Here is a 22,151-nt window from a genome sequence, read left to right as displayed (position 1 = left end):
TGCCCCACGCCTGGTCCCGAGGGGCTTCTGCCGCCCTCTAACGGCAAACCACCGACCAACCAAGAGAGACACACCTGTGGCAAACATCAAGTCCCAGCTCAAGCGGATCAAGACGAACCGCGTGGCGACCGAGCGCAACAAGGCCGTCAAGAGCGAGCTCAAGACCTGGATCCGCAAGTTCCAGAAGGCTGCGGAGACCGGCGACGCCGCGGCCGCGCAGGACGCGCTCAAGGCTGCTTCGACCAAGCTCGACAAGGCCGTGAGCAAGGGCGTCATCCACGCGAACCAGGCCGCGAACAAGAAGTCCGCCATGGCGAAGAAGGCCGCGTCGCTCTGACGCACTCTCGCTAGCGCATCACGAGGGCCGGTCACCTACAGGTGGCCGGCCTTCGTGTCGTCCACCCTCACGTCCTGTCCACCCCTCGCGTCGTGAGCGCCTCGGGTCGCGCGCCTACCGCTCGTCGCGTACCGCCCGGGTGACCTCGTCGAAGCGTCGTCGGTCCAGCACCGCGCCCTCGCGGCGCACGGCCGCGGCGTCGATCCGCAGGATGCGGTCGACGCGGACCTCGCTGGGCCGTCCCTGGTGGTCCCACGGTCCGGAGCCGATGTCGTGCCAGACGCGGCCGTAGCGGGCCTCCTGGGCGGCGTCGCGGTCGTGGTCCTTGCTCGTCAGCATCAGCGCCAGCAGCCACGGCTCGTCCCGGCCGATGACCAGAACCGGCCGGTCCTTGCCGCGCCGGTGGTCCTCCTCGAACGGCACCCACGTCCAGACGATCTCGCCGGGGTCGGGGATGCCGTTCGGAGAGGGTGAGTACGACATCCTGGGGACGCCCGTGAAGTCACCGGGGTAGGCCGCGCGGCCAGCCGCGCGCGGCTCCGTCCCGGCGCGCGGTCGGGTCCCGGTCGCAGCGCGAAAGAGTCTGGCCAGCAGGGTGCGCGCGGTCGGCATGGCGCCACGCTAGCGCCCTGACCTTGGCTCTGTTGGTGCTGAACCGCCCGCCTTCCCGGCGTTAAAGCACCGACAGAGGCGGGTGGGAATGCCTCGGCGTCGGCCTGCGGTTGCACCCTGCGTGACCGATGCCCTCACCGCCCCTGCCCAGCCCGTGGGCGCCGATCTGCAGGTCCGGTCCTCCCGCACCACCCTCGCGCTGCTGGCACTTGCGGCCGGCGGCTTCGCGATCGGCACGACCGAGTTCGTGACGATGGGACTTCTCCCCGAGGTCGCGAACGGCGTCCATGTCGACATCCCGACCGCGGGTCACCTGGTCTCGGCCTACGCGGCCGGAGTCGTCGTCGGCGCTCCCGTTCTGACGACGCTGGGGTCGCGGCTGCCGCGCAAGCGCCTGTTGCTGTGGTTCATGGGCGCCTTCGCCGTCGCGAACGTGCTCTCCGCTCTGGCGGGCAGCTACGGCTGGCTCATGGCGGCTCGCTTCCTGTCGGGTCTGCCGCATGGCGCCTACTTCGGCGTGGCCTCGCTGGTCGCCGCCTCCCTCGTGCCGCCCCACCGGCGCACCTGGGCGGTGTCGATGGTGCTCGCTGGGCTGACGGTGGCGAACATCGTCGGCGTGCCGCTCACCACGCGGCTCGGCCAGACCTACGGCTGGCAGTGGCCGTATGCCGTCGTCGGCGGCATCGCGCTGGTCACCGTGCTGGCGGTGTGGCGCTGGGTGCCGTTCTGCCCACCGGACGGCGGTGTGACGATGCGCTCGGAGCTGTCCGCCCTGCGGCGGCCGCAGGTGTGGCTCGCCCTTGGCGTGGGGACGGTCGGCTTCGGCGGCATGTTCGCCACGTTCTCCTACATCTCGCCGACGATGACCGGGCTCGGCGGCTTCACGACCTCGGCGGTCCCGCTGATCCTGGCGCTCTACGGCGTGGGCATGACGGCCGGCGCGATGCTCGCGGGCCCGGTCTCCCGGGTGGGGCTGCTCCGGGGGATCATGCTCTGCCTGGTCGTCATCGCGGCGCTGCTCTTCGCCTTCGGTCCCGCGGTGCAGGCGTCCCAGGCCCTCGCCCTCGTCGCTGTCTTCCTCCTGGGCCTGCTGCCGAGCGTGATGGTGCCGATGCTCCAGACCCGGCTCATGGACGTCGCGCACGAGGGCCAGGCCCTGGCCGCGGCACTCAACCACTCGACCCTCAACATCGCCAACGCCCTCGGGGCGTGGCTCGGGTCGGTGGTGCTGGCCGCCGGGCTGGGCTACGAGTGGCCCTCGCGCGTCGGCGGCATACTCGCCGTGCTCGGGCTGGGCGTCGCCGCATGGTCGGCCGGCCTCGAACGTCGCCACGCCTGAGTCCTTGATGGATCCGGGTGGCCAGGACAGCCCGAACCCATCAAAGGCTCAGGTGAGGCTGAGGGGCAACGGTGCGTCACCGGCATACCGGCGCGCATGGGAGACTGTGCTGATCGCTGTCCCGACGTCCGTGAGGTACTGAGCACCCGTGTCACCCATGGCCCGCACCGCGCTGCAACCGCACGCGACGCCGCCGGAGCTGATCCGGAACTTCAGCATCATCGCCCACATCGACCACGGAAAGTCCACGCTCGCCGACCGGATGCTGCAGGTCACCGGCATCGTGGACGCTCGCGCGATGCGCGCCCAGTACCTCGACCGCATGGACATCGAGCGCGAGCGCGGCATCACGATCAAGAGCCAAGCGGTCCGTATGCCGTGGGAGCTGGACGGCGCGACGTACTGCCTCAACATGATCGACACCCCAGGTCACGTGGACTTCACCTACGAGGTGTCGCGGTCACTGGCCGCGTGCGAGGGCGCGGTTCTGCTGGTCGATGCCGCGCAGGGCATCGAGGCCCAGACGCTGGCCAACCTCTATCTCGCGATGGAGAACGACCTCGCGATCATCCCGGTGCTCAACAAGATCGACCTGCCCGCCGCCCAGCCCGAGAAGTTCGCCGAGGAGCTGGCCGGGCTCATCGGCTGCGAGCCCGAGGACTGCCTGCGTGTGTCGGGCAAGACGGGGGTCGGGGTCGAGCCTCTGCTCGACCGGATCGTCGAGCAGCTACCGCCGCCGATCGGCGACCCGGATGCGCCCGCCCGGGCGATGATCTTCGACTCCGTCTACGACACCTACCGGGGCGTGGTCACCTACGTCCGCGTCATCGACGGCAACCTCAACCCCCGCGAGAAGATCGCGATGATGTCCACCCGGGCCACCCACGAGCTGCTCGAGATCGGGGTGAGCTCGCCCGAGCCGACTCCGGCCAAGGGGCTGGGCGTCGGCGAGGTCGGCTACCTCATCACCGGGGTGAAGGACGTGCGCCAGTCGCGTGTCGGAGACACCGTCACCAACGCCGCCAAGCCCGCCGGCGAGGCCCTGGGCGGCTACCGCGACCCCAAGCCCATGGTGTTCTCGGGGCTGTACCCGATCGACGGGTCCGACTACCCCGACCTGCGCGATGCGCTCGACAAGCTGAAGCTCAACGACGCGGCCCTGGTCTACGAGCCGGAGACGTCGGCGGCGCTCGGCTTCGGCTTCCGCATCGGGTTCCTGGGGATGCTCCACCTCGAGATCGTGCGCGAGCGGCTGGAGCGCGAGTTCGACCTCGACCTCATCTCGACCCTGCCCAACGTCGTCTACGAGGTCACGATGGACGACGGCAAGAAGCTCACCGTGACCAACCCGAGCGAGTTCCCCTACGGCAAGGTCACCTCCGTCACCGAGCCCGTGGTGCGGGCGACGGTCCTGGCCCCGAGCGAGTTCATCGGGGCGATCATGGAGCTCTGCCAGCAGAAGCGCGGCAGCCTGCGCGGCATGGACTACCTGTCCGAGGACCGCGTGGAGATGCGCTACACCCTGCCCCTCGCGGAGATCGTGTTCGACTTCTTCGACCAGCTGAAGTCGCGCACCCGTGGCTACGCCTCGCTCGACTACGAGCCCGACGGCGACCAGGTGGCCGATCTGGTCAAGGTCGACATCATGCTGCAGGGCGAGACGGTCGACGCGTTCAGCTCGATCGTCCACAAGGACAAGGCCTACGCGTATGGCGTGATGATGGCCGGCAAGCTCAAGGACCTCATCCCGCGCCAGCAGTTCGAGGTGCCGATCCAGGCCGCCATCGGGTCGCGGATCATCGCCCGCGAGAACATCCGCGCGATCCGCAAGGACGTCCTCGCCAAGTGCTACGGCGGTGACATCAGCCGCAAGCGCAAGCTGCTGGAGAAGCAGAAGGCCGGCAAGAAGCGGATGAAGAACATCGGTACCGTCGAGGTCCCGCCTGAGGCCTTCATCGCCGCGCTGTCGAGTGACGCGGGCGACAAGGCGAAGAAGTAGACCGTCGGTTACTGACCGGTAACCTTGAGCGCATGGTCGACACCTACGCGCTCTACCGGCGGCTCGCGGCATACCCCCAGGGGACCCGGCTGTTCTCTCTCGTCTTCGAGCAGGCGGCGCCCTACTTCCGCACCGCCCGTCCACGCTTCGTCGCCCTCGGCCCCAACCGGGCGGAGCTGACCATCAGGAAGCGCCGCCGCGTGCAGAACCACCTCGGCACCGTCCACGTGATCGCCATCTGCAACGGGCTCGAGGCGGCCATGGGTGCGCTCGCGGAGGCCACCATCCCGCCGACCCGTCGATGGATCCCGCGGGGCATGGAGGTCGAGTACACCGCGAAGGCCACCAGTGACATCCGCTGTGTCGCCGAGACCGACCCCTCTGACTGGGCGCGCGCCGGCGACGTCGAGGTGCCCGTGCGTGTCACGGCAGTCCGCGACGACGGGACTCCTGTGGTGCAGGGGACCATCCGCCTGTGGGTCACCGACAAGCCGGGCGCTCGACGGCGCTGAACAGCCCAAAGGCACGTATGCCGCCGCGTCCCCTCACACCGGGACGGTGGACTCCTCGACCGTCCCCAGGTCCACCGGCACGGCAGGTCCCTGCCACCCCTGCTCCGCGACGGTCCACAGGTACAGCAGGTCTCGGGGCCAGACCTCCTCGTCGGCCGTCTCCAGCTCCTGACGCGTCCACCAGCGATGCTCGGTCATGGTGAGCAGCTCAAGCTCGGTGTGCCCGTCCGTGCTCACCTCGAACGCCGCGCAGCGCACCAGCCAGAACTCCTCGGTCTGGGTGGTCACGACGTCGCTGTAGCCGTGCAGGACCGTGCGGGTAGCGACCGGCCCGACGAGATCGGACTCGAGGATGACCAGGCCGGTCTCCTCCTCGATCTCACGGACCGCCGCTGCCCGGTCGGTCTCGCCCGGGTCGACCCCACCACCTGGCGTGATCCACCAGTACGGCACCGGCGACAGCCCGAGGTCGCAGTCGCGGAACAACAGGAGGCGCTCCCGGTCGTCCACCAGGAGCACCCGCATGGCGCGCCGCTCGCGACGCGGCCGGTCGGCCGGCGCCGGGACCGGTCCGAGCGCCGCCGTCACGCGCGCAGCCTGGCGCGCAGACTCTGGACCTGCGCTTGGGTCCACCCGTGCTCGCGCAGCCACCCAGCGGCACCTTCGTGGCGCTCGGCGAGCACGGCCAGGAGTCGCTGCATCGTCTCGGCGCGGGGGATCTGGCGGGTGATCGGCTGGCCACGCAGCACCTCGGCGTAGGCCGGTCGCTCGCTCAGCCGCGCCACGACCTGCTCGACCCGCTCGGCGCTTGCGACGTAGTCCGCCACGATGTCCGCGTCGGACACCCCGGCCACCGACAGGGCCATGGCCACCACTGTGCCCGTGCGGTCCTTGCCGGCCGCGCAGTGCACGATCGTGGCGCCCGTACTCCCGGCGACGACCTGGAGCGCCGCGCTGACCGAGTCGGGGCGCTCGGCCAGGTAGCCGAGGTAGTGGCTGGTCCAGTAGTCGTCGTCGCGGCGAGGCGGCCGCGGCCGTCCGCTCTCCTTGGACCAGGGGAGCGCCAGAGCGGCAGCAGCAACGTCCTCGCGGTCCCCGGCGAACATCGAGTGGTAGTGGTGGGGCACGAGCTCACGCGCCCGCAGCGGGCCCGGACCCTCGAGGTGGACCTCGACGGTGCTGCGCAGGTCGACGATGTCAGTCACCCCGAGCGTGTCGACCAGGTGGGTCACGTCGGCGTCAGAGAGCTCTTGGAGGTTGTCGGAGCGCAACAGCCGCCCGCTGGCCACCTCGCCCCCGTCGACCGTGGGCAGTCCACCCACGTCGCGCATGTTGGCGACGCCGTCGAGCTCGATCCAGCGGGGGGTGCTCACCCTGCGACCCTAGCCAGGTGCGGGCGACCCGTCGCGGCCGGGACCGTACCGGCTGAGACAATGGCGGCATGCCCAGCGCCCTGCCCGACGGCGACCCCGCGCCGCCGGACGGCCGGCTCCCCGAGGCATCTCTTGCGACGCTCGCCGGCCACCCGTTCGGCATCTATCTCCACGTGCCGTTCTGCTCGGTGCGGTGCGGCTACTGCGACTTCAACACCTACACGCTGGGCGAGCTGGGCGCCGAGGGCGCGAGCCTGACAACCTTCGCCGACGCCGCGCTGCGCGAGGTGGAGTTCGCCGCGGGCGTCCTGGGCGACGCACCGCAGGTCGACACGGTCTTCGTCGGTGGCGGGACGCCCACGATGCTTGCCGCGACCGACCTCGCAAGGATGCTGCGCGGCATACGAGAGACGTTCGGGCTCCGGGCCGACGCAGAGGTGACCACGGAGGCGAACCCCGACTCCGTCACCCCCGAAGCCCTGCAGACCCTCGCCGACGCCGGGTTCACCAGGGTCTCGATCGGGATGCAGTCGGCGGTGCCCCACGTCCTGCGCACCCTCGAGCGCACGCACGACCCGGCCAACGTCGAACGGGCGGTTCGGGCGGCGCGCGGCGCCGGGCTCCAGGTCAGCCTCGACCTCATCTACGGCACGCCGGGCGAGAGCCTGGACGACTGGCGCACGAGCCTGCGCACGGCCACAGCTCTGGAACCTGACCACATCTCGGCCTACGCCCTCGTCGTCGAGGACGGCACCAAGCTGGCCGCCCAGGTGCGCCGTGGGCAGGTGCCTGCGCCCGAGGACGACGACGAGGCGGCCAAGTACGAGATCGCCGACGAGCACCTGTCTGCAGCCGGCTACGGCTGGTACGAGGTGAGCAACTGGGCCCGGCGCGAGGACGCGCGGTGCCGCCACAACGAGGGCTACTGGGCGGACGGCAGCTGGTGGGGCGTCGGCCCAGGGGCGCACAGCCACGTGGGCGGCGTGCGGTGGTGGAACGTCAAGCACCCCAACGCGTATGCCGCCCGCGTCGGTCAGGGGGTGAGCCCGGCCCATGGCCGCGAGACGCTGACAGCCGAGCAGCGGTACGACGAGCGGGTGCTCCTCGGCGTGCGGCTGGTCGACGGGTTGGCGCTCGACGTCCTGGAACCGGCAGGGCGTACTGCCGTCGCGGGCCTGATCGCCGACTCCCTGGTGGAGGCCGCACCGGCCCTGCGCGACCAGCGGGTCGTGCTGACGAGACAGGGCCGTCTGCTGGCCGACACCGTGGTGCGGCGGCTGCTGGGTCTGCGCTAGGCCCGGGGCTCACTTCACCCAGTCGGGCGTCATCGGGTAGCGGTACCACTCGCCGTTGTTGGCCTTGACCGCCGCGATGATCTGGAAGACCACCGACGCGATCGCCGTGGCGATGAGGAGCGGGATGCCGATGAGGACGAGGGAGAGCAGCCCGAAGACGATGTAGGCGATGACCAGGACGAGCTGGAAGTTCAGCGCCTGGGCTGCATGGAACCGGATGAACGGGCCACGGTCGCGCAGCACGAGGTAGATGACGAGGGGACCGAGAAACGGCAGCCCCACGAAGGCCGCCACGAACGGCGAGAGGTGGACCAGGGTCGACCACAGGCGCTCGTCGGACTGCGACATGGGGTTGGGCGAGGGGACGCCGCCGTAGTTCTGGCTGCCTTGGGGCGGCTCGACGGGGTCTGGCTGGTCGCTCATGGCTGGTCCTCCGCACTTCGGATGGGGCTTCGCACCCAGTCAAACGCATCCTTGGCCCGTTCGACAGCGCTTTCGGGGTGCGTTCGGGGTGCGTTCAGGGGACGGTCAGGGCCCACCCTGACCGGTCGGGGTGGGTTCGGTGACGAAGTCGATGAGCTCCTCGACGCTGGCCAGCAGCGACGGCTCGAGGTCGGCATACCCGCGCACGGTCCCGAGGATCCGCTTCCAGGCCTGGGCGACGTCCGCCTGGGTGCGGTGCGGCCACCCGAGGTGCTCGCAGATCCCGTCCTTCCACGACGTGCCCCGTGGGATGACCGGCCACGCCGTGAGCCCGAGCCGCTCGGGCCGCACCGACTGCCACACGTCGACGTACGGGTGGCCGAGGACGCGCACGTGGGCGGCATACGGGCCGCCGGCGGCCTGCTGGACGATGCGGTGTTCCTTGGTGCCCGGCACGAGGTGGTCGACCAGAACGCCCATGCGGCGCCCAGTCCCCGGCTGGAACTCGGCGATCGCGCCCGCGAGGTCATCCACGCCGTCGAGCATCTCCACCACCACGCCCTCGATGCGCAGGTCGTCGCCCCAGACCTTCTCGACGAGCTCGGCGTCGTGACGCCCCTCGACGAAGATCCGCGACCCACTCGCCACCCGGGCCCGCATTCCCTCGACCGCTCGCGACCCGGAGGCCGTGCGCGAGGCGGCCTGGCGCGCTGCGGCGAGGTCGGCGCGAGCGGCCGCCTTCGGGGGAGTCAGGACGACCGGTGCGCCGTCGAGCAGGAACCCCGGACCGAGCGGGAAGCCCCTGGAGCGACCGCGCCGGTCCTCCAGGTGGACGACGTACATGCCGCCGGCCTTCTCGACCCGCACGACCGCACCGCACCAGCCGGTCTGCACGTCCTCCACGACCAGCCCGCTCTCGGCCTCCACGTCGCGCGAGCGGCCCCGGGGCGGCACGCGCCAGTCGCCGGAGAGGACATCGGAGCCATAGCGGTCGTTCACGGCCCCGACCGTATGCCGCGGGCGAAGGTGCCGCCGGCTGCCGCGCCGGGTGTGAGCGGACTGGCTCACCGGAGAACCTCGCCGGCCAGGGAACGTCATAGACTTGGCACTCGTAGAGTGTGAGTGCCAACCGCTACCCCACGTGAGGAGGGTCTATGAGCGAGGAGCGCCGCCTGGCCGTCCTCCGGGCGATCGTCCAGGACTACGTGGAGACCTCGGAGCCCGTGGGCTCGAGGTCGCTTCTGGAGCGCCACCAGCTCGGGGTGTCGGCCGCCACCGTCCGCAACGACATGGCCGCGCTGGAGGAGGAGGGGCTGATCGCGGCCCCGCACACCTCGGCGGGCCGCGTGCCGACCGACGCCGGCTACCGGCTGTTCGTCGACCGGCTCAGCTCGGTCAAGCCCATGTCGGCCGCGGAGCGGTCGGCCATCGCGGCCTTCCTCCAGGGCGCTGTCGACCTCGACGACGTCGTGGAACGCACGGTGCGGCTGCTTGCGTCGCTGACCCGGCAGGTCGCTGTGATGCAGTACCCCTCGCTGACCCGGTCGTCGGTGCGACACGTCGAGCTCGTGCCCATGGGCGCCCAGCGGCTCATGGTCGTGCTCATCGTCAACACCGGCCGGGTCGAGCAGCGCGTCATCGAGACCGCCGGTGCCCACGACGGCCTCGACCTCACCGACGCCGAGGGCGAGCGGGTCCTGAACCGCATCCGCGCCCAGGTCAACGCGCTGGCGGTCGGCCGGCGGCTCGTCGATGCTGCGGCCACCCTCGAGGCCCTGCCCGAGCAGTTCGAGCCCTCCGCGCGTGACCTCGTCCGTCAGGTCGTCGGTGCGCTCGACGACGCGCTGGTCGAGGAGCGCGAGGAGCGGGTGGTGCTCGCAGGCACGGCCAACCTCGCGCGCTTCGGCACCGACTTCCCTCTCACCATCGGCCCGGTCCTCGAGGCGCTGGAGGAGCACGTCGTGCTGCTCAAGCTGCTGAGCACCGCCCGCGAGACCAGCGACGCCGTATCCGTCCGCATCGGGCACGAGAACCCGTTCGCCGGCCTGCAGACGACCTCCGTGGTCTCCACCGAGTACGGCACCGGGGCCGACCTCGTCGCAGGTCTCGGTGTGCTCGGGCCGACCCGCATGGACTACCCCACGACCATGGCGTCGGTGCGCGCTGTCGCGACCTACGTCTCCCGAATCCTCGCGCCGTGACGCGCGCAGCCCGGACCGCCGCCGACGCCGGTCGCCAGCGAAACCGCCCCACTGACAAGGACATCCGTTGAACGACTACTACCAGGAACTCGGGGTCTCGAGGGACGCCTCACCCGAGGACATCAAGCGCGCGTACCGCAAGAAGGCCCGCACGCTGCACCCGGACGTCAACCCCAGCCCCGAGGCTGAGGAGCAGTTCAAGAAGGTCTCCCAGGCCTACGACGTCCTGGGCGACCCCGAGAAGCGCCGTGCCTACGACATGGGCGCTGACCCCTATGCCGCCGGGGCAGCGGGCTTCGGCCAGGGGTTCTCGTTCAGCGACATCATGGACGCCTTCTTCGGCGGGGGAGCCGGAGGCCCCCAGCGTGGCCCGCGCTCGCGCCAGCGCCGCGGCCAGGACGCCCTCGTGCGCCTCGACATCGACCTCGCCGACGCGGTCTTCGGCGCCGAGAAGGAGCTCGTCATCGAGACGGCGGTGGTCTGTTCCACCTGTCACGGTGACGGCGCGCAGCCCGGCACCTCGCGGCGCACCTGTGACGTCTGCGGCGGTCGCGGCGAGATCCAGCAGGTGCAGCGGTCGTTCCTCGGCCAGGTCATGACGACGCGGCCCTGCATGACCTGTCAGGGCTACGGCGAGGTGCTCGTCAGCCCCTGCTTCGAGTGTTCCGGCGACGGACGGGTCCGGACCCGCCGCACGCTCAAGATCAAGGTCCCCGCCGGCGTCGACACCGGCACCCGTATCCAGCTCGGCGGCGAGGGTGAGGTGGGCCAGGGTGGGGGACCGGCCGGCGACCTCTACGTCGAGATCAACGTGCGGTCCCACGGCACCTTCCAGCGCCGCGGTGACGACCTGCACTGCACCGTGGAGCTGCCGATGACGGCGGCCGCCCTGGGCACCACACTCAAGCTCGACACCTTCGACGGGTCCCAGGAGCTGGAGATCCGCCCGGGCACCCAGGCCGGCGACGCGATGACCCTGCGTGGGCTGGGCGTGACCCACCTGCGCGGCACGGGCCGCGGCGACCTCGTCATCCACGCGAACGTCGTCACCCCGACCCGGCTGGACGACCAGCAGGAGGAGCTCCTGCGTCAGCTCGCAACGCTGCGCGGTGAGGAGCGGCCCGAGGGCCACCTGGCGCCGGCCAACCACGGGCTGCTGGGCAAGCTGCGCGACGCGCTCAAGGCCAAGTAGAGACCCCGCCGGTGACCTTGCCCCTGTTCCTCGTGGCGCCCCGGCTGGTCGAGGGAGCCGCCCCTGGCGGGACGCTCGTGCTCGACGGTCCGGAGGGACGCCACGCGGCCACGGTGCGGCGGATCGCCGCCGGCGAGCAGCTGATGCTGTCCGACGGGCTTGGCCTGCGGGTCACCTGCGACGTGGTCGAGGCGGCCAAGACCGAGCTGGCACTGCGCGTCGTCGAGGTCGCCCACGAGCCCGAGCCGGTGCCCCGCTTCGTCCTCGTGCAGGCGCTCGCCAAGGGCGACCGCGACGACCAGGCGGTCGAGTCGGCGACCGAGCTCGGGGTCGACGAGATCGTCCCCTGGCAGGCCGCCCGCTGCATCGTGCAGTGGCGCGGTGACCGGGGCGACAAGGCCCGGCGCAAGTGGGAGGCGACCGTCGGGGCCGCGAGCAAGCAGTCGCGTCGCGCGCGCGTGCCGGTGGTCGCCCAGCTCGCCACCACGTCGGCGCTCGTCGCGCGCGTCCAGGCCGCGGCCGCGGCATACGTGCTGCACGAGGACGCCACGAGCACCCTGGCCGGGCAGGCTCTGCCGACCGGCGGAGACGTGCTCGTGGTGGTCGGTCCCGAAGGCGGGATCACGCCCGAGGAAGTGGCGCAGCTCGAGGCGGCAGGCGCGGTGGCCGTCAGGCTGGGGCGCAGTGTGCTGCGCTCGTCCAGCGCCGGGCCGGCCGCGCTCGCCGTACTGAGCGCGGCAGGGCGATGGCGCTGACTGTCATGGACGCAGGGTCCAGCTGCGCGACGACGTATTGGACGCTGGCTGGCAGCGCTCGGACCGTTCTTGCCTCGGTGTTCTCTTCACGAGATGCCTGCACCGATCGATACACGGCGATGCCGGCGATGGCCAAGAAGATCTAAACGGCTAGGCACTTCACATCGCCCCTTTAAACGCCCGCTGCCGCCCGCAAACGTGGTCACTCTGGCTCACGTGAGTCCTGACGAGACGGTCTGTACGCCCGCGCTCAGCATGGCCGGCCGCTGGTCAGTCGAGCCCGCGGTCACCAGGTACTCGGCAACGTCGGTTATCGACCGGGTCGAGATGCAGATCGAGCACATGCTCGCCGGCGGCAGCCCCGGTGCCTGAGACCGCGTTCGAAACCCTGCACCGATGGCAGAGCTGCTGTGTGGAACAGGGAAATTGCAAGGCCCCTGCACCTGAACGCCCACACATCCACAACGCTCTAGATCGCCCGGTTACGGCCGGCTTGGTCGCCCTTCTCGTAGCCAAGATGGTCGCTCATCTCCTCATCGAGCGCGGCCTCGACGACCATCTTGGTCCGCTGCTGCCGTCACCGTTGGTCGGGTCCGGCGTCTATCGAGGTGAAGGGTCCCTCAGGGCCCCCGCCCTGTCCGGGTGGGGTTCGGCTCGTGTACCGGTCACGCCGCGGTCGGCGTTCGTAGGGTCTCGCTGACTTATCCAGAGGATCGACCTGTAGGCGAGGGCCGTGCACACCTATTTCACCGGTGACCGACCGAATGGCAGGCTCCATCTCGGCCACTACGTCGGGTCGATGAAGACCAGGCTCGCCCGCCAGCACACCGGCGAGCAGTACCTGATGATTGCCGACTATCTCGCCCTTACCGACAACATCGACGACCCCCGCGCGATCGCGGCCAACGTCCTCGAAATCGGGACCGACTATCTCGCTTGCGGAATCGACCCGCGTCACACCACCTGCTTCGTGCAGTCGGACGTGCTGGAGCTGCAGGCGCTCACTGCGATCTACCTGAACCTGGCAGACTGCGCCGAGATTCTCGACAACACGGCGAAGAATGAGGAGATCGACCGGCGCGGCTTCGGATCGGCGGCTCCCGCCGGAATGTTCACCTACACGGTGAGCCAGGTCGCCGATATCACGGCGTTCGGCGCCGACCGTGTGCCTGTTGGCACTGATCAGATCCCCCTGGTCGCGTTCGCTGCCGATATCGTTCGTCGCTTCAATAGTGCGTTTGGGTCGACGCTGGTCGTCCCCGAGCCCGATCTCGCCTCCACGGGGCGCCTGCCGGGTTTCGACGGCAGGCCGAAGATGGGCAAGTCCCTCGCCAACACGATCGACCTTTCCGACAGCGATGACACGATCGTCGACAAGCTGGCCAAGCTGCCGATCGATCTGCACCGTCCAGATGACGCCTGGGGCGTCTACTACCGGGAGTTCACCGGCGCTGACCCGCAGGATGAGGCTGCCTCCGGCGAGGTTATGACCGCGCGCATCCGCAGCAGGATCACAGAGGCGGTCAACGCCGCCATCGCCCCAATCCGAGAGCGCCGGGCGACTTATGCCGCCGACCCTGCCGAGGTGGCGCGCCTCTTGACTGATGGCGGCGTGCGAGCCAGCGAGGTGGCCACCGAGACCCTTCGCAACGTCAAGACCGCCGCAGGTCTCAGATACACCCCAGCCCGGCCCCGCTAAGAACGGAGAGCACCCGATGAGCATTGCCCTTGACATCGAGCCCCGGCAGCCGCGACACGCCATCCACCCCGCCTTCGAGGACACGCTGGACCAGCGAGCCGCTCGAGCTGCCCACGCGGTCGAAGGCCTCGCACGTTACGAGGACTACGGCATCCGCCGCACGTTCCACGGCTTCTACTACATCTCGCACTACTACCCACTGCGTGCGATGCGCGACGTGGACCTCAAGACGATCGAGACGCGTCTGCGTGACCTCGAGGAGCAGACGTTCGAGACCTACATCCACTTTCCCTACTGCGAGTACCTCTGCACGTTCTGCCATTTCTACAAGAAGCCGTCCGGTTCGGTCACCACGCTGCTGGACAAGGAGGACGTGGCGCTGAATCGCGTCGAGCGCGAGATGCGGATGTACCGCGACCTGTTCGGTGGCCCGATTCAAGCTCACTCGCTCCAGCTCGGCGGCGGCACGCCGTCGATGATCTCCAACAAGCGGCTCGTGGCGCTCCTGGAGACGGTCCGCGAATGCATGGTTCTCGACGACGACGCCGAGATCAAGATCGAGATCTACCCTCAGGACTACGAAGAAGGCGACCTGAGGGAGAAGCTGCAGATCCTCAAGGACTTCGGCTTCACCGACCTCGTTGTCGACCTGGAGAGCGGCAACAAGGAGACCCTCGACTACATCAACCGGCCGCGGTCTTCCCTCGAGACCTACCTCCGCGTGCTCGACGTGGCCGTGAGTGCTGGTCACACGTCGTTCATCACAGCCCTCATGGCCGGTCTGCCCAGGGAGACGTTCGAGTCTCTCGATCGCACGATCCAGACCTTGAAGTCGATCGAGGAGGTCAAGGTTGTCAACGTGTTCCCGGTGATTATGCGCGAAACCGATCCGATCACGACGCAGCTCCGCCGCAATCCAGCCGACTTCCACGACGCGGCGACCCGTGACCAGATGTGGATCTTCGCTCGTAACGAACTCCGGGACTCGGGGTGGACCGAAGGCCCCATCTCCTACTTGCATCGCAGCGATGTGCGACCCGAGCAGCAGTCCGACAAGTTCGAGTGCGTCAACCTGCTCGGGTTCGGCACGTCCGGATTCGGCTACTTGAACGGGAACGGCTGGGCATCGCAATACTTCAACTTCTGCAACGACGTCGACTACGCCAAGCGGGTCGACGCTGGTGAGCCTCCGATCTGGCGCATGGGCATCTACGACCAGGCCGAGCGTGCCCGGCGCAAGGTCATCTTCGGCCTCGCCAACGTCAAGAGCGCAGAGAACCTGGTGGCGATCGAGCAATGCTTTGGGGTCGACGTCGACGAGATTTACGGCCGCACCTTCAATGCGCTGCTGATGCTAGGTCTCATCGAGGTTGTACCCATCGAGCACGGGATCAGGTTCACCGAGGACGGCTTGGCTCGACTCGAAGAGATCTGCTACCTGCTCCAGAGCGACTACGCCAAGGACGCGTGCGACACCCAACCCGACGCCGACGACCCTCGCTCCAAGGAGCTGATCAATCAGCACTATGCCGTCACCATGCCGTCGGAGGACCGGGCGGCATTCGAGGCCCTCGTCGCCGATCAGCCACGCGAGTTCATGCATCGAATCCGCTGATCGGGCCGCCGAGATGACCCTCCAAAGCCTCGCCGGCCCGGAGACGTTCGGCCCGTGCGGGTGTCAGGGGGGTCCAGAGGGGGCCCACTCACGTGCGTCACCGTTCGTGACTGCGCGCGTACCCTGAGAGACGACGGCCCAGGGGCGCGTGACCCGAACTCGTCGTGGGGCCCGGGTCATGACGAGGGGGATAGGTCATGGTGAGGCTGGCCGTGCTGCGGCACGTCAGCTTCCGTCGTTTCTTCGTCGGACAGGCGGTCTGGCCCATCAGGGCGCCGGCTGCGCTAATCCACAGTGCGTTGCGAAGTCCGAAGCTGGCGCCGATGAGCCCTCCGAAGACGGCTCCCGCTGCACGCACGCCGTAGTTGATCATCCGGTGGGCGCCGGCGACACGGAGCGCAGACGATCGGGTATCTTCTGGGCGCAACGCTCCCCGTGGTCAGACCGGCACGGGGGACCTCACTCCCGATGGTCGCTGTCCTCCCGAAGACGGTCAACGTAGGCCGCCTCCCGGCTCGACCGGTGCGCCCAGCCACGACGCGAACGACTCCATGACTTCGAGGCCCGCCAGGCGGCCCATGAGCTCCATCTCGCTGCGGTAGATGTAGCGCAGGCTCGATGGGTAGAACGTCGCGCCGGACTCGCTGGTGAAGTGATTGCTCCGGCACGGCCGATCGAGTTCACAGTTTCGAAGGGTGTCTAGCGCGATGGCGCTGACTGTCAGCGAACCGTGAAGCCCACCGCCTCCTGCGCGGCGACACTGCCGTCGGCCATGCTCACCTCGAACACCCGCACGGTGTAGTCGCCCGGCGTGAGCAGCCCCAGGTCGACGGAGTACGAGCCTTGGGCCGGCGCCCCGGCTGTGGCGGTCGTGTGGCCCGCCTTGACCTGGGTCTGGCCGCGGGTCAGCTGCCAGCTCACCGCGCCCTCGAACACGATCGCCTGGCCCTGAACGTGGACCGGCTTCGACACGGGCAGCACCTGGCCGCGGCCCGGGGTCGTGACCCACACCGGTGCGAGGTCCTGGAACAGCTGGTCCGAGCCAGGCCGGTTGTAGGTCCGCGAGGTGGGGAACCGCCCGAACAGCGCGGCGGACCCGTCGGCCACGGCGAACCGCACCGGGATGGTGCCCTTGCCGACCGCTGCCTGGGCCGTCCAGACGAGCTCCTGCACCGCGAGCCGCTGGGTCTCGGCGCTCAAGCCGGATGCGCCACCGTTCGCGAGGGCGACCGTGATCGTCCGGTCCGTCACCGTGACGTCGGCGATCGTCTGGCCCGACCATGGCTGCAGGTATCCGGCGGTGCTGCCGCCTGGGTACGCGTCGACGGCGAGGACCAGCGCGGCCTTGGCCCTCTCTGCCGGCGAGGCACCCCGGTGCAGTGCGCCGGGAAGGAACTCGCGGAACAGCTTGTGGGTGCCCTTGCTGTCCCCGATCGGCCCGACGAAGTACACCGGCAGGCTTGCCGTGGTGAGGCCGGCAGGGGGTGCGGTGGGGGTGCCGCTCGTGGGTGTGCCTGAGGAGACGGTGGACGAGCCGGTCGGCTGACCGGTCGTGGCCGACAGACCCGGGCCGCTGCTCGCCGGGGGTGCCGGCACCAGCTGGTCGGCGCTGCGATGCGTGGCCGCCCAGGCACCACCGGCGATCAGGGCCACCGTCGCGGCCACGGAGACGGGCCCGAGCCACCGTCGGGGCCGGACGCCGTCACTGGTCGGCCCCGCCTCGTGCGCGGTTCTTAGCACCTCGTCGATCCGGTCGGCGGGGTGGATGCGGCTGGCCTCCACTGCGAGGGCGTGGCGCAGCTGCCCCTCCATGCGGTCGAGCTCACCGGGCTCGTAGTCGGGGTGGAGGAACTCCGGCTGGTCATTCGCGTGCCTCATGACCTGGCCTCCATCCGGTCGCGCAGGCTCGCGAGCCCGCGGTGCGCGTGCGCCTTGACCGAGCCTGCCGAGATGCCGAGGGCGTCGGCGATCTCGGCTTCGCTGAGGTCGAGGTAGTAGCGCATGGTGAGCACCTCTCGCTGACGTTGCGGCAGCCGCCCCAGGGCCATGACCATCGACTGGGTCGCCTCGACGTCGATCGCACGGTCCTCGGGGTTCGCCTCGGTGCTCCGGTCGATGCGCTGCGCGCTGGCGGTGCCCCCGCCGGCCTGGCGCGCGACGTACCGCTGCTCGACGCCCCGGTGCCGCAGGCCCGAGCGGGCGCCGTTGACCACCGAGCGACGCAGGTATGCCGCGGCTCTGTCCGCGCTGCGCAGGGAGCCCCAGCGCCGGTGCACGGCGATGAACGCGTCCTGGACGACCTCCTCGGCGCCTTGGTCGTCGCGCAGCAGTAACCAGGCCAGTCGGACGAGGCCGGCCCAGTGCGCGGCATACAGCTCCGCGACCGCTGCGTCGGCGGAGCTCTCGGCGGCCTCGCCGAGGCGGTTCCGCTCAGCCACACCCAACGGTCTCATGCTCCATCGACGCGCAACCCTGCCTTTCGGTTGACCCGCCGGTAGTCTCGGGCTCATGCCGCCCACGCAGGCTCCGACCGACGTCCCGACCGACCCTGACTGCGTGTTCTGTCGCATCGTCGCGGGCGAGATCCCCGCCACCGTGGTGCACGAGGACGAGCACACGGTCGCCTTCCGCGACCTCGAGCCCCAGGCGCCGACCCACGTCGTGGTCGTGCCGCGACGGCACGTGCCGACCGTGGCAGCGCTGGTGGAGCAGGCTCCCGAGGAGGTGGCGGCGGTCATCGCCGCGGTCGCGGCTGTCGCGCATCAGGAGGGCGTCGACGAGGGCGGCTACCGCACGGTCTTCAACACCGGCCGCGACGCGCACCAGACCGTTCTGCACGCCCATGTGCACGTGCTCGGGGGCCGGGTCATGGGATGGCCGCCCGGGTGACGGCGCTGGGCGCTGAGCGGCACCGTGGCTGAGCGCACCGTAGACTGGACGGACCATGCCTGACGCCGATCATCCGACCACGCTGGACGGCGCGCCCGATGCCGCTCGGCCCGCTCCCACACACACCGTCGTGATCCCGCCGCAGGTGCAGATGGTCACCCTCCTCGGACCGCGCGACGAGCTACTGCGGACGATGGAGCGAGCCTTCCCCCAGCTGGAGATCCACGTGCGGGGCAACGAGTTCCACCTGTCCGGCCCGAGCGCCGAGGTGGCGTTGGCCGAGCGGACCATCGACGAGCTGCTGCTCGTCATCGACGGAGGCCAGCCCCTCAACCGAGACGCGGTCGAGCGCTCCATCAGCATGCTGCGCGCCCAGACGACCGAGCGTCCCGCCGACGTGCTGACGATGAACATCGTCTCCTCGCGCGGCCGGACGATCAGGCCCAAGACGCTGAACCAGAAGCACTACGTCGACGCGATCGACCAGCACACGGTCGTGTTCGGCATCGGCCCCGCGGGCACGGGCAAGACGTACCTCGCGATGGCCAAGGCGGTCGCAGCGCTCCAGGCCAAGCAGGTCAACCGGATCATCCTGACCCGGCCGGCCGTCGAGGCGGGGGAGCGGCTCGGCTTCCTGCCCGGCACGCTCAACGACAAAATCGACCCGTACCTGCGCCCCCTCTACGACGCGCTGCACGACATGGTCGACCCCGAGTCGATCCCGCGCCTCATGGCAGCCGGCACCATCGAGGTCGCGCCCCTCGCGTACATGCGTGGCCGCACCCTTAATGATGCGTTCATCATCCTGGACGAGGCCCAGAACACCTCTCCGGAGCAGATGAAGATGTTCCTGACCAGGTTGGGCTTCGGCTCCCGGATGGTGGTCACCGGTGATGTCACCCAGGTCGACCTGCCCGACGGCACGAGGTCCGGCCTGCGCGTCGTGCGCGAGATCCTTGCGGACGTCGAGGACATCCACTTCTCCCTGCTGACGCCTCAGGACGTCGTGCGGCACCGGCTGGTCGGCGCCATCGTCGACGCGTACGGCCGCTGGGACGAGGTCCAGCACCGCGACCAGCGAGACGGTCGAGATGGTCGAGACGGTCGAGGAGGGCGAGGACAGCGTGAGCGTCGACGTTCTCAATGAGACCGACCACCAGCTCGACGAGCTCGAGCTGGTGGCCCTGAGCAAGTACGTCATGGAGCAGATGCGGGTGCACCCCGGCGCTGACCTGTGCCTGCGGCTCGTCGACGAGGCGGCCATGGAGGTGCTCCACGTGCAGTGGATGGACCTGCCCGGACCCACCGACGTGATGAGCTTCCCGATGGACGAGCTGCGGCCCGGGCGCGAGGGCGACGACCCACAGGAGGGCGTCCTGGGCGACATCGTCCTGTGCCCTTCGGTGGCGGCCCGCCAGGCCGCCGAGGCGGGTCACGCGACCGAGGAGGAGCTGCTGCTCCTGACGACCCACGGCATCCTGCACCTGCTTGGCTACGACCACGCCGAGCCCGAGGAGGAGCGCGAGATGTTCGAGCTCCAGCGCCAGCTGCTGCTGACCTTCCTCGCGGGTCGCGGCCGCACCTCTACCTGATGCACCCCCGCCTCCCATGACCCGGCTCGTCCTGTTCGCGTTCCTGAGCGTCCTGCTCGCCTTCCTGCTGGCCCTGGCTGAGGCGGCCATCTGGCGCATGTCCCGCGTGCGCGCCCACGAGCTGCTCGAGGAGGGCCGCCCGGGCGCGAAGTCGCTGGCGCGCATCGTCGCCGACAGCGCGGCATACCTGTCGGTCACGGCGTTCCTGCGGATCGTCGCGGAGACCACCACCGCGGTCCTCATCACGCTCGCGGTCGTCGACGCCGTCAACGGCTTCTGGAGCCAGGTGCTCATCGCCATCGGAGTCATGGCGCTGGTGTCGTTCGTCGTGGTGGGGGTCTCGCCGCGCACGCTGGGCCGCCAGCACTCCGACCAGGTCGCGCTGGTCGCGTCGCCTTTCATCGTGTGGCTGCGCCGGGTGCTGGGTCCGCTCGCGCGGGTGCTCGTCGCGCTGGGCAACGCCGTGACACCGGGGCGCGGGTACCGGGACGGGCCGTTCCAGAGTGAGTCCGAGCTGCGCGACCTCGTGGACCTGGCCGGCGAGAGCTCGGTGATCGAGGCGCAGGAGCGCCAGATGATCCACTCGGTGTTCGAGCTCGGTGACACGGTGGCCCGAGAGGTGATGGTGCCGCGGACGGACATGGTGACGATCGACCGGGGCAAGTCCTTGCGTTCGGCGATGTCGCTGTTCCTGCGCTCGGGGTTCTCCCGCATCCCGGTGGTCGGCGAGGGGGCCGACGACGTGCTCGGGCTGCTCTACTTCAAGGACGTGGCCCGACGGGTCAACGCCGACCCGGACGCGAACGCGCTCCCCGTCACCGTCCAGATGCGGCCCATGCACTACGTGCCCGAGAGCAAGCCGGTCGACGACCTACTGCGCGAGATGCAGCGCGACCAAAGCCATTTCGCCGTGGTGGTCGACGAGTACGGCGGGACCGCGGGGCTCATCACCATCGAGGACATCATCGAGGAGATCGTCGGAGAGATCGCTGACGAGCACGACCGCGAGACGCCGGGCGTCGAGGACCTGGGGGACGGCCGGACACGAGTGCCGGCGACACTGCCGATCGACGACCTGGCCGACCTGTTCGACGTCGAGATCGACGAGGACGAGGTGGACACGGTGGGTGGGCTCATCGCCAAGCAGATCGGACGGGTGCCCATCGTGGGCTCGCACTGCGAGGTGGCGGGTCTGTCGCTCACTGCCGAGCGCATGGCGGGCCGTCGTCACCGCATCGCCACGGTCATCGTCGAGCGGGTGAGCCCGCCGCCCGCCCAGGATGGTGACGAGGGCGCCCAAGACCGGGCTACGGTGGAGCACCAGCGAGAGGAAGTGACATGAAAGGCAGTGTCATGACCGACATGCCGTATGCCGCGGGTTTTGCGTGCTTGGTCGGCCGCCCCAACGCGGGCAAGTCCACCCTCACCAATGCGCTCGTCGGCCAGAAGGTCGCGATCACGTCCTCCAAGCCGCAGACGACTCGGCACACGATCCGGGGCATCGTCACCACCGACCAGTACCAGCTGGTGCTGGTGGACACTCCTGGCCTGCACAAGCCGCGCACCCTGCTGGGTGAGCGGCTCAACGACGTGGTCCGCGAGACACTGCTCGAGGTGGACGTCATCGGGTTCTGCCTGCCGGCGGACCAGCGGATCGGCCCCGGTGACTCCTTCATCGCCCGCGAGCTGGCCGAGCTCCAGCAGGCCAAGCGGCGACCCGTCGTGGCGATCGCGACCAAGACGGACCGGGTCGACCGGCAGCGGCTGGCCGAGCATCTGATCGCGATCGACCAGCTCGGCAGCTGGGATGCCATCGTGCCCTGTTCCGCTGTCGACGGCACCCAGGTCGATGAGGTCGCCGGCGTGCTCGCCTCCTACCTGCCGAGCTCGCCCGGCCCGCTGTACCCCGCGGGCGTCCTGACCGACGAGCCCGAGGCGGTCATGATCGCCGAGCTCGTCCGCGAGGCCGCGCTCGAAGGCGTGCGGGACGAGCTGCCGCACTCGCTGGCGGTCGTGGTCGAGGAGATGCTGCCCCGCGAGGGGCGCCCCGAGGGCAAGCCGCTGCTCGACGTGCGAGTCAACGTGTTCGTCGAGCGGTCGTCCCAGAAGGCCATCATCATCGGCCGGGGCGGGGCGCGCCTGCGCGAGGTGGGCACGACCGCGCGCCAGGGCATAGAGGCGCTGCTGGGGCAGCGCGTGCACCTCGACCTGCACGTGAAGATCGCCAAGGACTGGCAGCGCGATCCCAAGCAGCTCCAGCGGCTGGGTTTCTGAGCCGTCCGCCTCGTGGGCCGCAGGGTCGGGCGGCCCACGCCTCG

23 protein-coding genes are annotated in these 22,151 nt (G+C 69.8%); 16 read left to right on the top strand and 7 right to left on the bottom strand.

All coding sequences use genetic code 11. From position 1 onward, the window contains the following. Window positions 1–76: 76 nt before the first annotated feature. On the top strand, window positions 77–337 hold the full coding sequence (gene rpsT, locus VGN50_RS03525; RefSeq protein ID WP_327443254.1) for a 30S ribosomal protein S20: 261 nt from the start codon (window positions 77–79) through the stop codon (window positions 335–337). A gap of 114 nt (window positions 338–451) precedes the next feature. Here the strand turns inward: rpsT and VGN50_RS03520 are convergent, their stop codons facing one another. After that, the gene (locus VGN50_RS03520) at window positions 452–949 is read right to left on the bottom strand and encodes a type II toxin-antitoxin system PemK/MazF family toxin (protein WP_327443253.1); all 498 of its coding nucleotides are present in this window, start codon (window positions 947–949) and stop codon (window positions 452–454) included. Between the two features lie 121 nt (window positions 950–1,070). On the opposite strand from VGN50_RS03520, the gene VGN50_RS03515 reads away from it, so the two are divergent. The 3 genes from VGN50_RS03515 to VGN50_RS03505 all read left to right on the top strand — a co-directional run bounded on the left by VGN50_RS03515 (window position 1,071) and on the right by VGN50_RS03505 (window position 4,799). Continuing rightward, on the top strand, window positions 1,071–2,288 hold the full coding sequence (locus tag VGN50_RS03515; RefSeq protein WP_414694544.1) for an MFS transporter: 1,218 nt from the start codon (window positions 1,071–1,073) through the stop codon (window positions 2,286–2,288). Between the two features lie 157 nt (window positions 2,289–2,445). Then, on the top strand, window positions 2,446–4,287 hold the full coding sequence (lepA, locus tag VGN50_RS03510; protein ID WP_327443252.1) for a translation elongation factor 4: 1,842 nt from the start codon (window positions 2,446–2,448) through the stop codon (window positions 4,285–4,287). Between the two features lie 32 nt (window positions 4,288–4,319). Beyond that, window positions 4,320–4,799 carry a hotdog fold domain-containing protein gene (locus VGN50_RS03505; protein ID WP_327443251.1) on the top strand — a complete coding sequence of 160 codons (480 nt, stop codon included), beginning with the start codon at window positions 4,320–4,322 and terminating at the stop codon, window positions 4,797–4,799. A gap of 33 nt (window positions 4,800–4,832) precedes the next feature. Here VGN50_RS03505 and VGN50_RS03500 read toward each other — a convergent pair whose 3' ends face one another. Together VGN50_RS03500 and VGN50_RS03495 are read right to left on the bottom strand one after the other, a co-directional pair. Then, window positions 4,833–5,387, bottom strand: a complete 555-nt coding sequence (locus VGN50_RS03500) for an NUDIX hydrolase (protein ID WP_327443250.1) — start codon at window positions 5,385–5,387, stop codon at window positions 4,833–4,835. Then, the gene (locus VGN50_RS03495; RefSeq protein WP_327443249.1) at window positions 5,384–6,172 is read right to left on the bottom strand and encodes a tyrosine-protein phosphatase; all 789 of its coding nucleotides are present in this window, start codon (window positions 6,170–6,172) and stop codon (window positions 5,384–5,386) included. The genes VGN50_RS03500 and VGN50_RS03495 overlap by 4 nt, the downstream gene beginning before the upstream one ends. A gap of 68 nt (window positions 6,173–6,240) precedes the next feature. Between VGN50_RS03495 and hemW the strand changes: the two genes are divergently transcribed. Continuing rightward, window positions 6,241–7,467: a radical SAM family heme chaperone HemW gene (gene hemW, locus VGN50_RS03490; RefSeq protein ID WP_327443248.1), complete on the top strand. Its 1,227-nt coding sequence runs from the start codon at window positions 6,241–6,243 to the stop codon at window positions 7,465–7,467. Between the two features lie 9 nt (window positions 7,468–7,476). Here hemW and VGN50_RS03485 read toward each other — a convergent pair whose 3' ends face one another. Continuing rightward, on the bottom strand, window positions 7,477–7,890 hold the full coding sequence (locus tag VGN50_RS03485; protein WP_327443247.1) for a DUF4870 domain-containing protein: 414 nt from the start codon (window positions 7,888–7,890) through the stop codon (window positions 7,477–7,479). A 105-nt stretch (window positions 7,891–7,995) separates the two neighbouring features. After that, window positions 7,996–8,889, bottom strand: a complete 894-nt coding sequence (locus VGN50_RS03480) for a DUF3097 domain-containing protein (protein ID WP_327443246.1) — start codon at window positions 8,887–8,889, stop codon at window positions 7,996–7,998. 155 nt (window positions 8,890–9,044) lie between these two features. Here VGN50_RS03480 and hrcA point away from each other — a divergent pair, with 155 nt between their 5' ends. From hrcA to VGN50_RS03450, 6 genes are all read left to right on the top strand, one after another. Continuing rightward, window positions 9,045–10,091 carry a heat-inducible transcriptional repressor HrcA gene (gene hrcA, locus VGN50_RS03475; protein ID WP_327443245.1) on the top strand — a complete coding sequence of 349 codons (1,047 nt, stop codon included), beginning with the start codon at window positions 9,045–9,047 and terminating at the stop codon, window positions 10,089–10,091. Between the two features lie 67 nt (window positions 10,092–10,158). Then, window positions 10,159–11,283, top strand: a complete 1,125-nt coding sequence (dnaJ, locus tag VGN50_RS03470; protein ID WP_327443244.1) for a molecular chaperone DnaJ — start codon at window positions 10,159–10,161, stop codon at window positions 11,281–11,283. A gap of 11 nt (window positions 11,284–11,294) precedes the next feature. Then, window positions 11,295–12,038 (top strand): 16S rRNA (uracil(1498)-N(3))-methyltransferase, encoded by a 744-nt coding sequence (locus VGN50_RS03465; protein WP_327443243.1) that lies wholly within the window; start codon window positions 11,295–11,297, stop codon window positions 12,036–12,038. A gap of 216 nt (window positions 12,039–12,254) precedes the next feature. Beyond that, a complete protein-coding gene (locus VGN50_RS03460; RefSeq protein ID WP_327443242.1) occupies window positions 12,255–12,410 on the top strand; it encodes a hypothetical protein in 156 nt (51 codons plus the stop codon). 361 nt (window positions 12,411–12,771) lie between these two features. Next, on the top strand, window positions 12,772–13,737 hold the full coding sequence (locus VGN50_RS03455) for a hypothetical protein (RefSeq protein WP_327443241.1): 966 nt from the start codon (window positions 12,772–12,774) through the stop codon (window positions 13,735–13,737). Window positions 13,738–13,753: 16 nt separating this feature from the next. Then, on the top strand, window positions 13,754–15,352 hold the full coding sequence (locus tag VGN50_RS03450) for a radical SAM protein (RefSeq protein ID WP_327443240.1): 1,599 nt from the start codon (window positions 13,754–13,756) through the stop codon (window positions 15,350–15,352). Window positions 15,353–16,072: 720 nt separating this feature from the next. Here the strand turns inward: VGN50_RS03450 and VGN50_RS03445 are convergent. Both VGN50_RS03445 and VGN50_RS03440 read right to left on the bottom strand, forming a co-directional pair. Further along, entirely contained in the window at window positions 16,073–17,230 is a 1,158-nt protein-coding gene (locus VGN50_RS03445) for a Gmad2 immunoglobulin-like domain-containing protein (RefSeq protein WP_327443239.1), read from the bottom strand. Next, a complete protein-coding gene (locus tag VGN50_RS03440) occupies window positions 17,227–17,790 on the bottom strand; it encodes a SigE family RNA polymerase sigma factor (RefSeq protein WP_327443238.1) in 564 nt (187 codons plus the stop codon). The genes VGN50_RS03445 and VGN50_RS03440 overlap by 4 nt, the downstream gene beginning before the upstream one ends. 70 nt (window positions 17,791–17,860) lie before the next feature. Between VGN50_RS03440 and VGN50_RS03435 the strand changes: the two genes are divergently transcribed. From VGN50_RS03435 to era, 5 genes are read left to right on the top strand one after another with little or no spacing between them, the layout of a single operon-like run. After that, the gene (locus VGN50_RS03435) at window positions 17,861–18,241 is read left to right on the top strand and encodes an HIT domain-containing protein (RefSeq protein ID WP_327443237.1); all 381 of its coding nucleotides are present in this window, start codon (window positions 17,861–17,863) and stop codon (window positions 18,239–18,241) included. A 55-nt stretch (window positions 18,242–18,296) separates the two neighbouring features. Next, window positions 18,297–19,388: a PhoH family protein gene (locus tag VGN50_RS03430; protein ID WP_327443236.1), complete on the top strand. Its 1,092-nt coding sequence runs from the start codon at window positions 18,297–18,299 to the stop codon at window positions 19,386–19,388. After that, entirely contained in the window at window positions 19,366–19,833 is a 468-nt protein-coding gene (ybeY, locus tag VGN50_RS03425; protein WP_327443235.1) for an rRNA maturation RNase YbeY, read from the top strand. Before VGN50_RS03430 ends, ybeY begins: the two co-directional genes overlap by 23 nt. A 16-nt stretch (window positions 19,834–19,849) precedes the next feature. Beyond that, on the top strand, window positions 19,850–21,175 hold the full coding sequence (locus VGN50_RS03420; protein WP_327443234.1) for a hemolysin family protein: 1,326 nt from the start codon (window positions 19,850–19,852) through the stop codon (window positions 21,173–21,175). After that, a complete protein-coding gene (gene era, locus VGN50_RS03415; protein ID WP_327443233.1) occupies window positions 21,172–22,107 on the top strand; it encodes a GTPase Era in 936 nt (311 codons plus the stop codon). Before VGN50_RS03420 ends, era begins: the two co-directional genes overlap by 4 nt. Window positions 22,108–22,151: the final 44 nt, after the last annotated feature.

Origin of the sequence: Pedococcus sp. (assembly GCF_036000045.1) — a bacterium.
Taxonomy (GTDB): domain Bacteria; phylum Actinomycetota; class Actinomycetes; order Actinomycetales; family Dermatophilaceae; genus Pedococcus.
This window is presented reverse-complemented; position numbering and strand designations above follow the sequence as displayed.

Excerpts from the sequence above, each read along its gene's own strand:
- VGN50_RS03520 (WP_327443253.1), bottom strand. The coding sequence starts at position 949 with ATGCCGACCGCGCGCACCCTGCTGGCCAGACTCTTTCGCGCTGCGACC.
- lepA (WP_327443252.1), top strand. The coding sequence starts at position 2,446 with ATGGCCCGCACCGCGCTGCAACCGCACGCGACGCCGCCGGAGCTGATC.
- VGN50_RS03505 (WP_327443251.1), top strand. The coding sequence starts at position 4,320 with ATGGTCGACACCTACGCGCTCTACCGGCGGCTCGCGGCATACCCCCAG.
- hemW (WP_327443248.1), top strand. The coding sequence starts at position 6,241 with ATGCCCAGCGCCCTGCCCGACGGCGACCCCGCGCCGCCGGACGGCCGG.
- VGN50_RS03485 (WP_327443247.1), bottom strand. The coding sequence starts at position 7,890 with ATGAGCGACCAGCCAGACCCCGTCGAGCCGCCCCAAGGCAGCCAGAAC.
- hrcA (WP_327443245.1), top strand. The coding sequence starts at position 9,045 with ATGAGCGAGGAGCGCCGCCTGGCCGTCCTCCGGGCGATCGTCCAGGAC.
- VGN50_RS03450 (WP_327443240.1), top strand. The coding sequence starts at position 13,754 with ATGAGCATTGCCCTTGACATCGAGCCCCGGCAGCCGCGACACGCCATC.
- VGN50_RS03445 (WP_327443239.1), bottom strand. The coding sequence starts at position 17,230 with ATGAGGCACGCGAATGACCAGCCGGAGTTCCTCCACCCCGACTACGAG.
- VGN50_RS03435 (WP_327443237.1), top strand. The coding sequence starts at position 17,861 with ATGCCGCCCACGCAGGCTCCGACCGACGTCCCGACCGACCCTGACTGC.
- VGN50_RS03430 (WP_327443236.1), top strand. The coding sequence starts at position 18,297 with ATGCCTGACGCCGATCATCCGACCACGCTGGACGGCGCGCCCGATGCC.
- VGN50_RS03420 (WP_327443234.1), top strand. The coding sequence starts at position 19,850 with ATGACCCGGCTCGTCCTGTTCGCGTTCCTGAGCGTCCTGCTCGCCTTC.
- era (WP_327443233.1), top strand. The coding sequence starts at position 21,172 with ATGAAAGGCAGTGTCATGACCGACATGCCGTATGCCGCGGGTTTTGCG.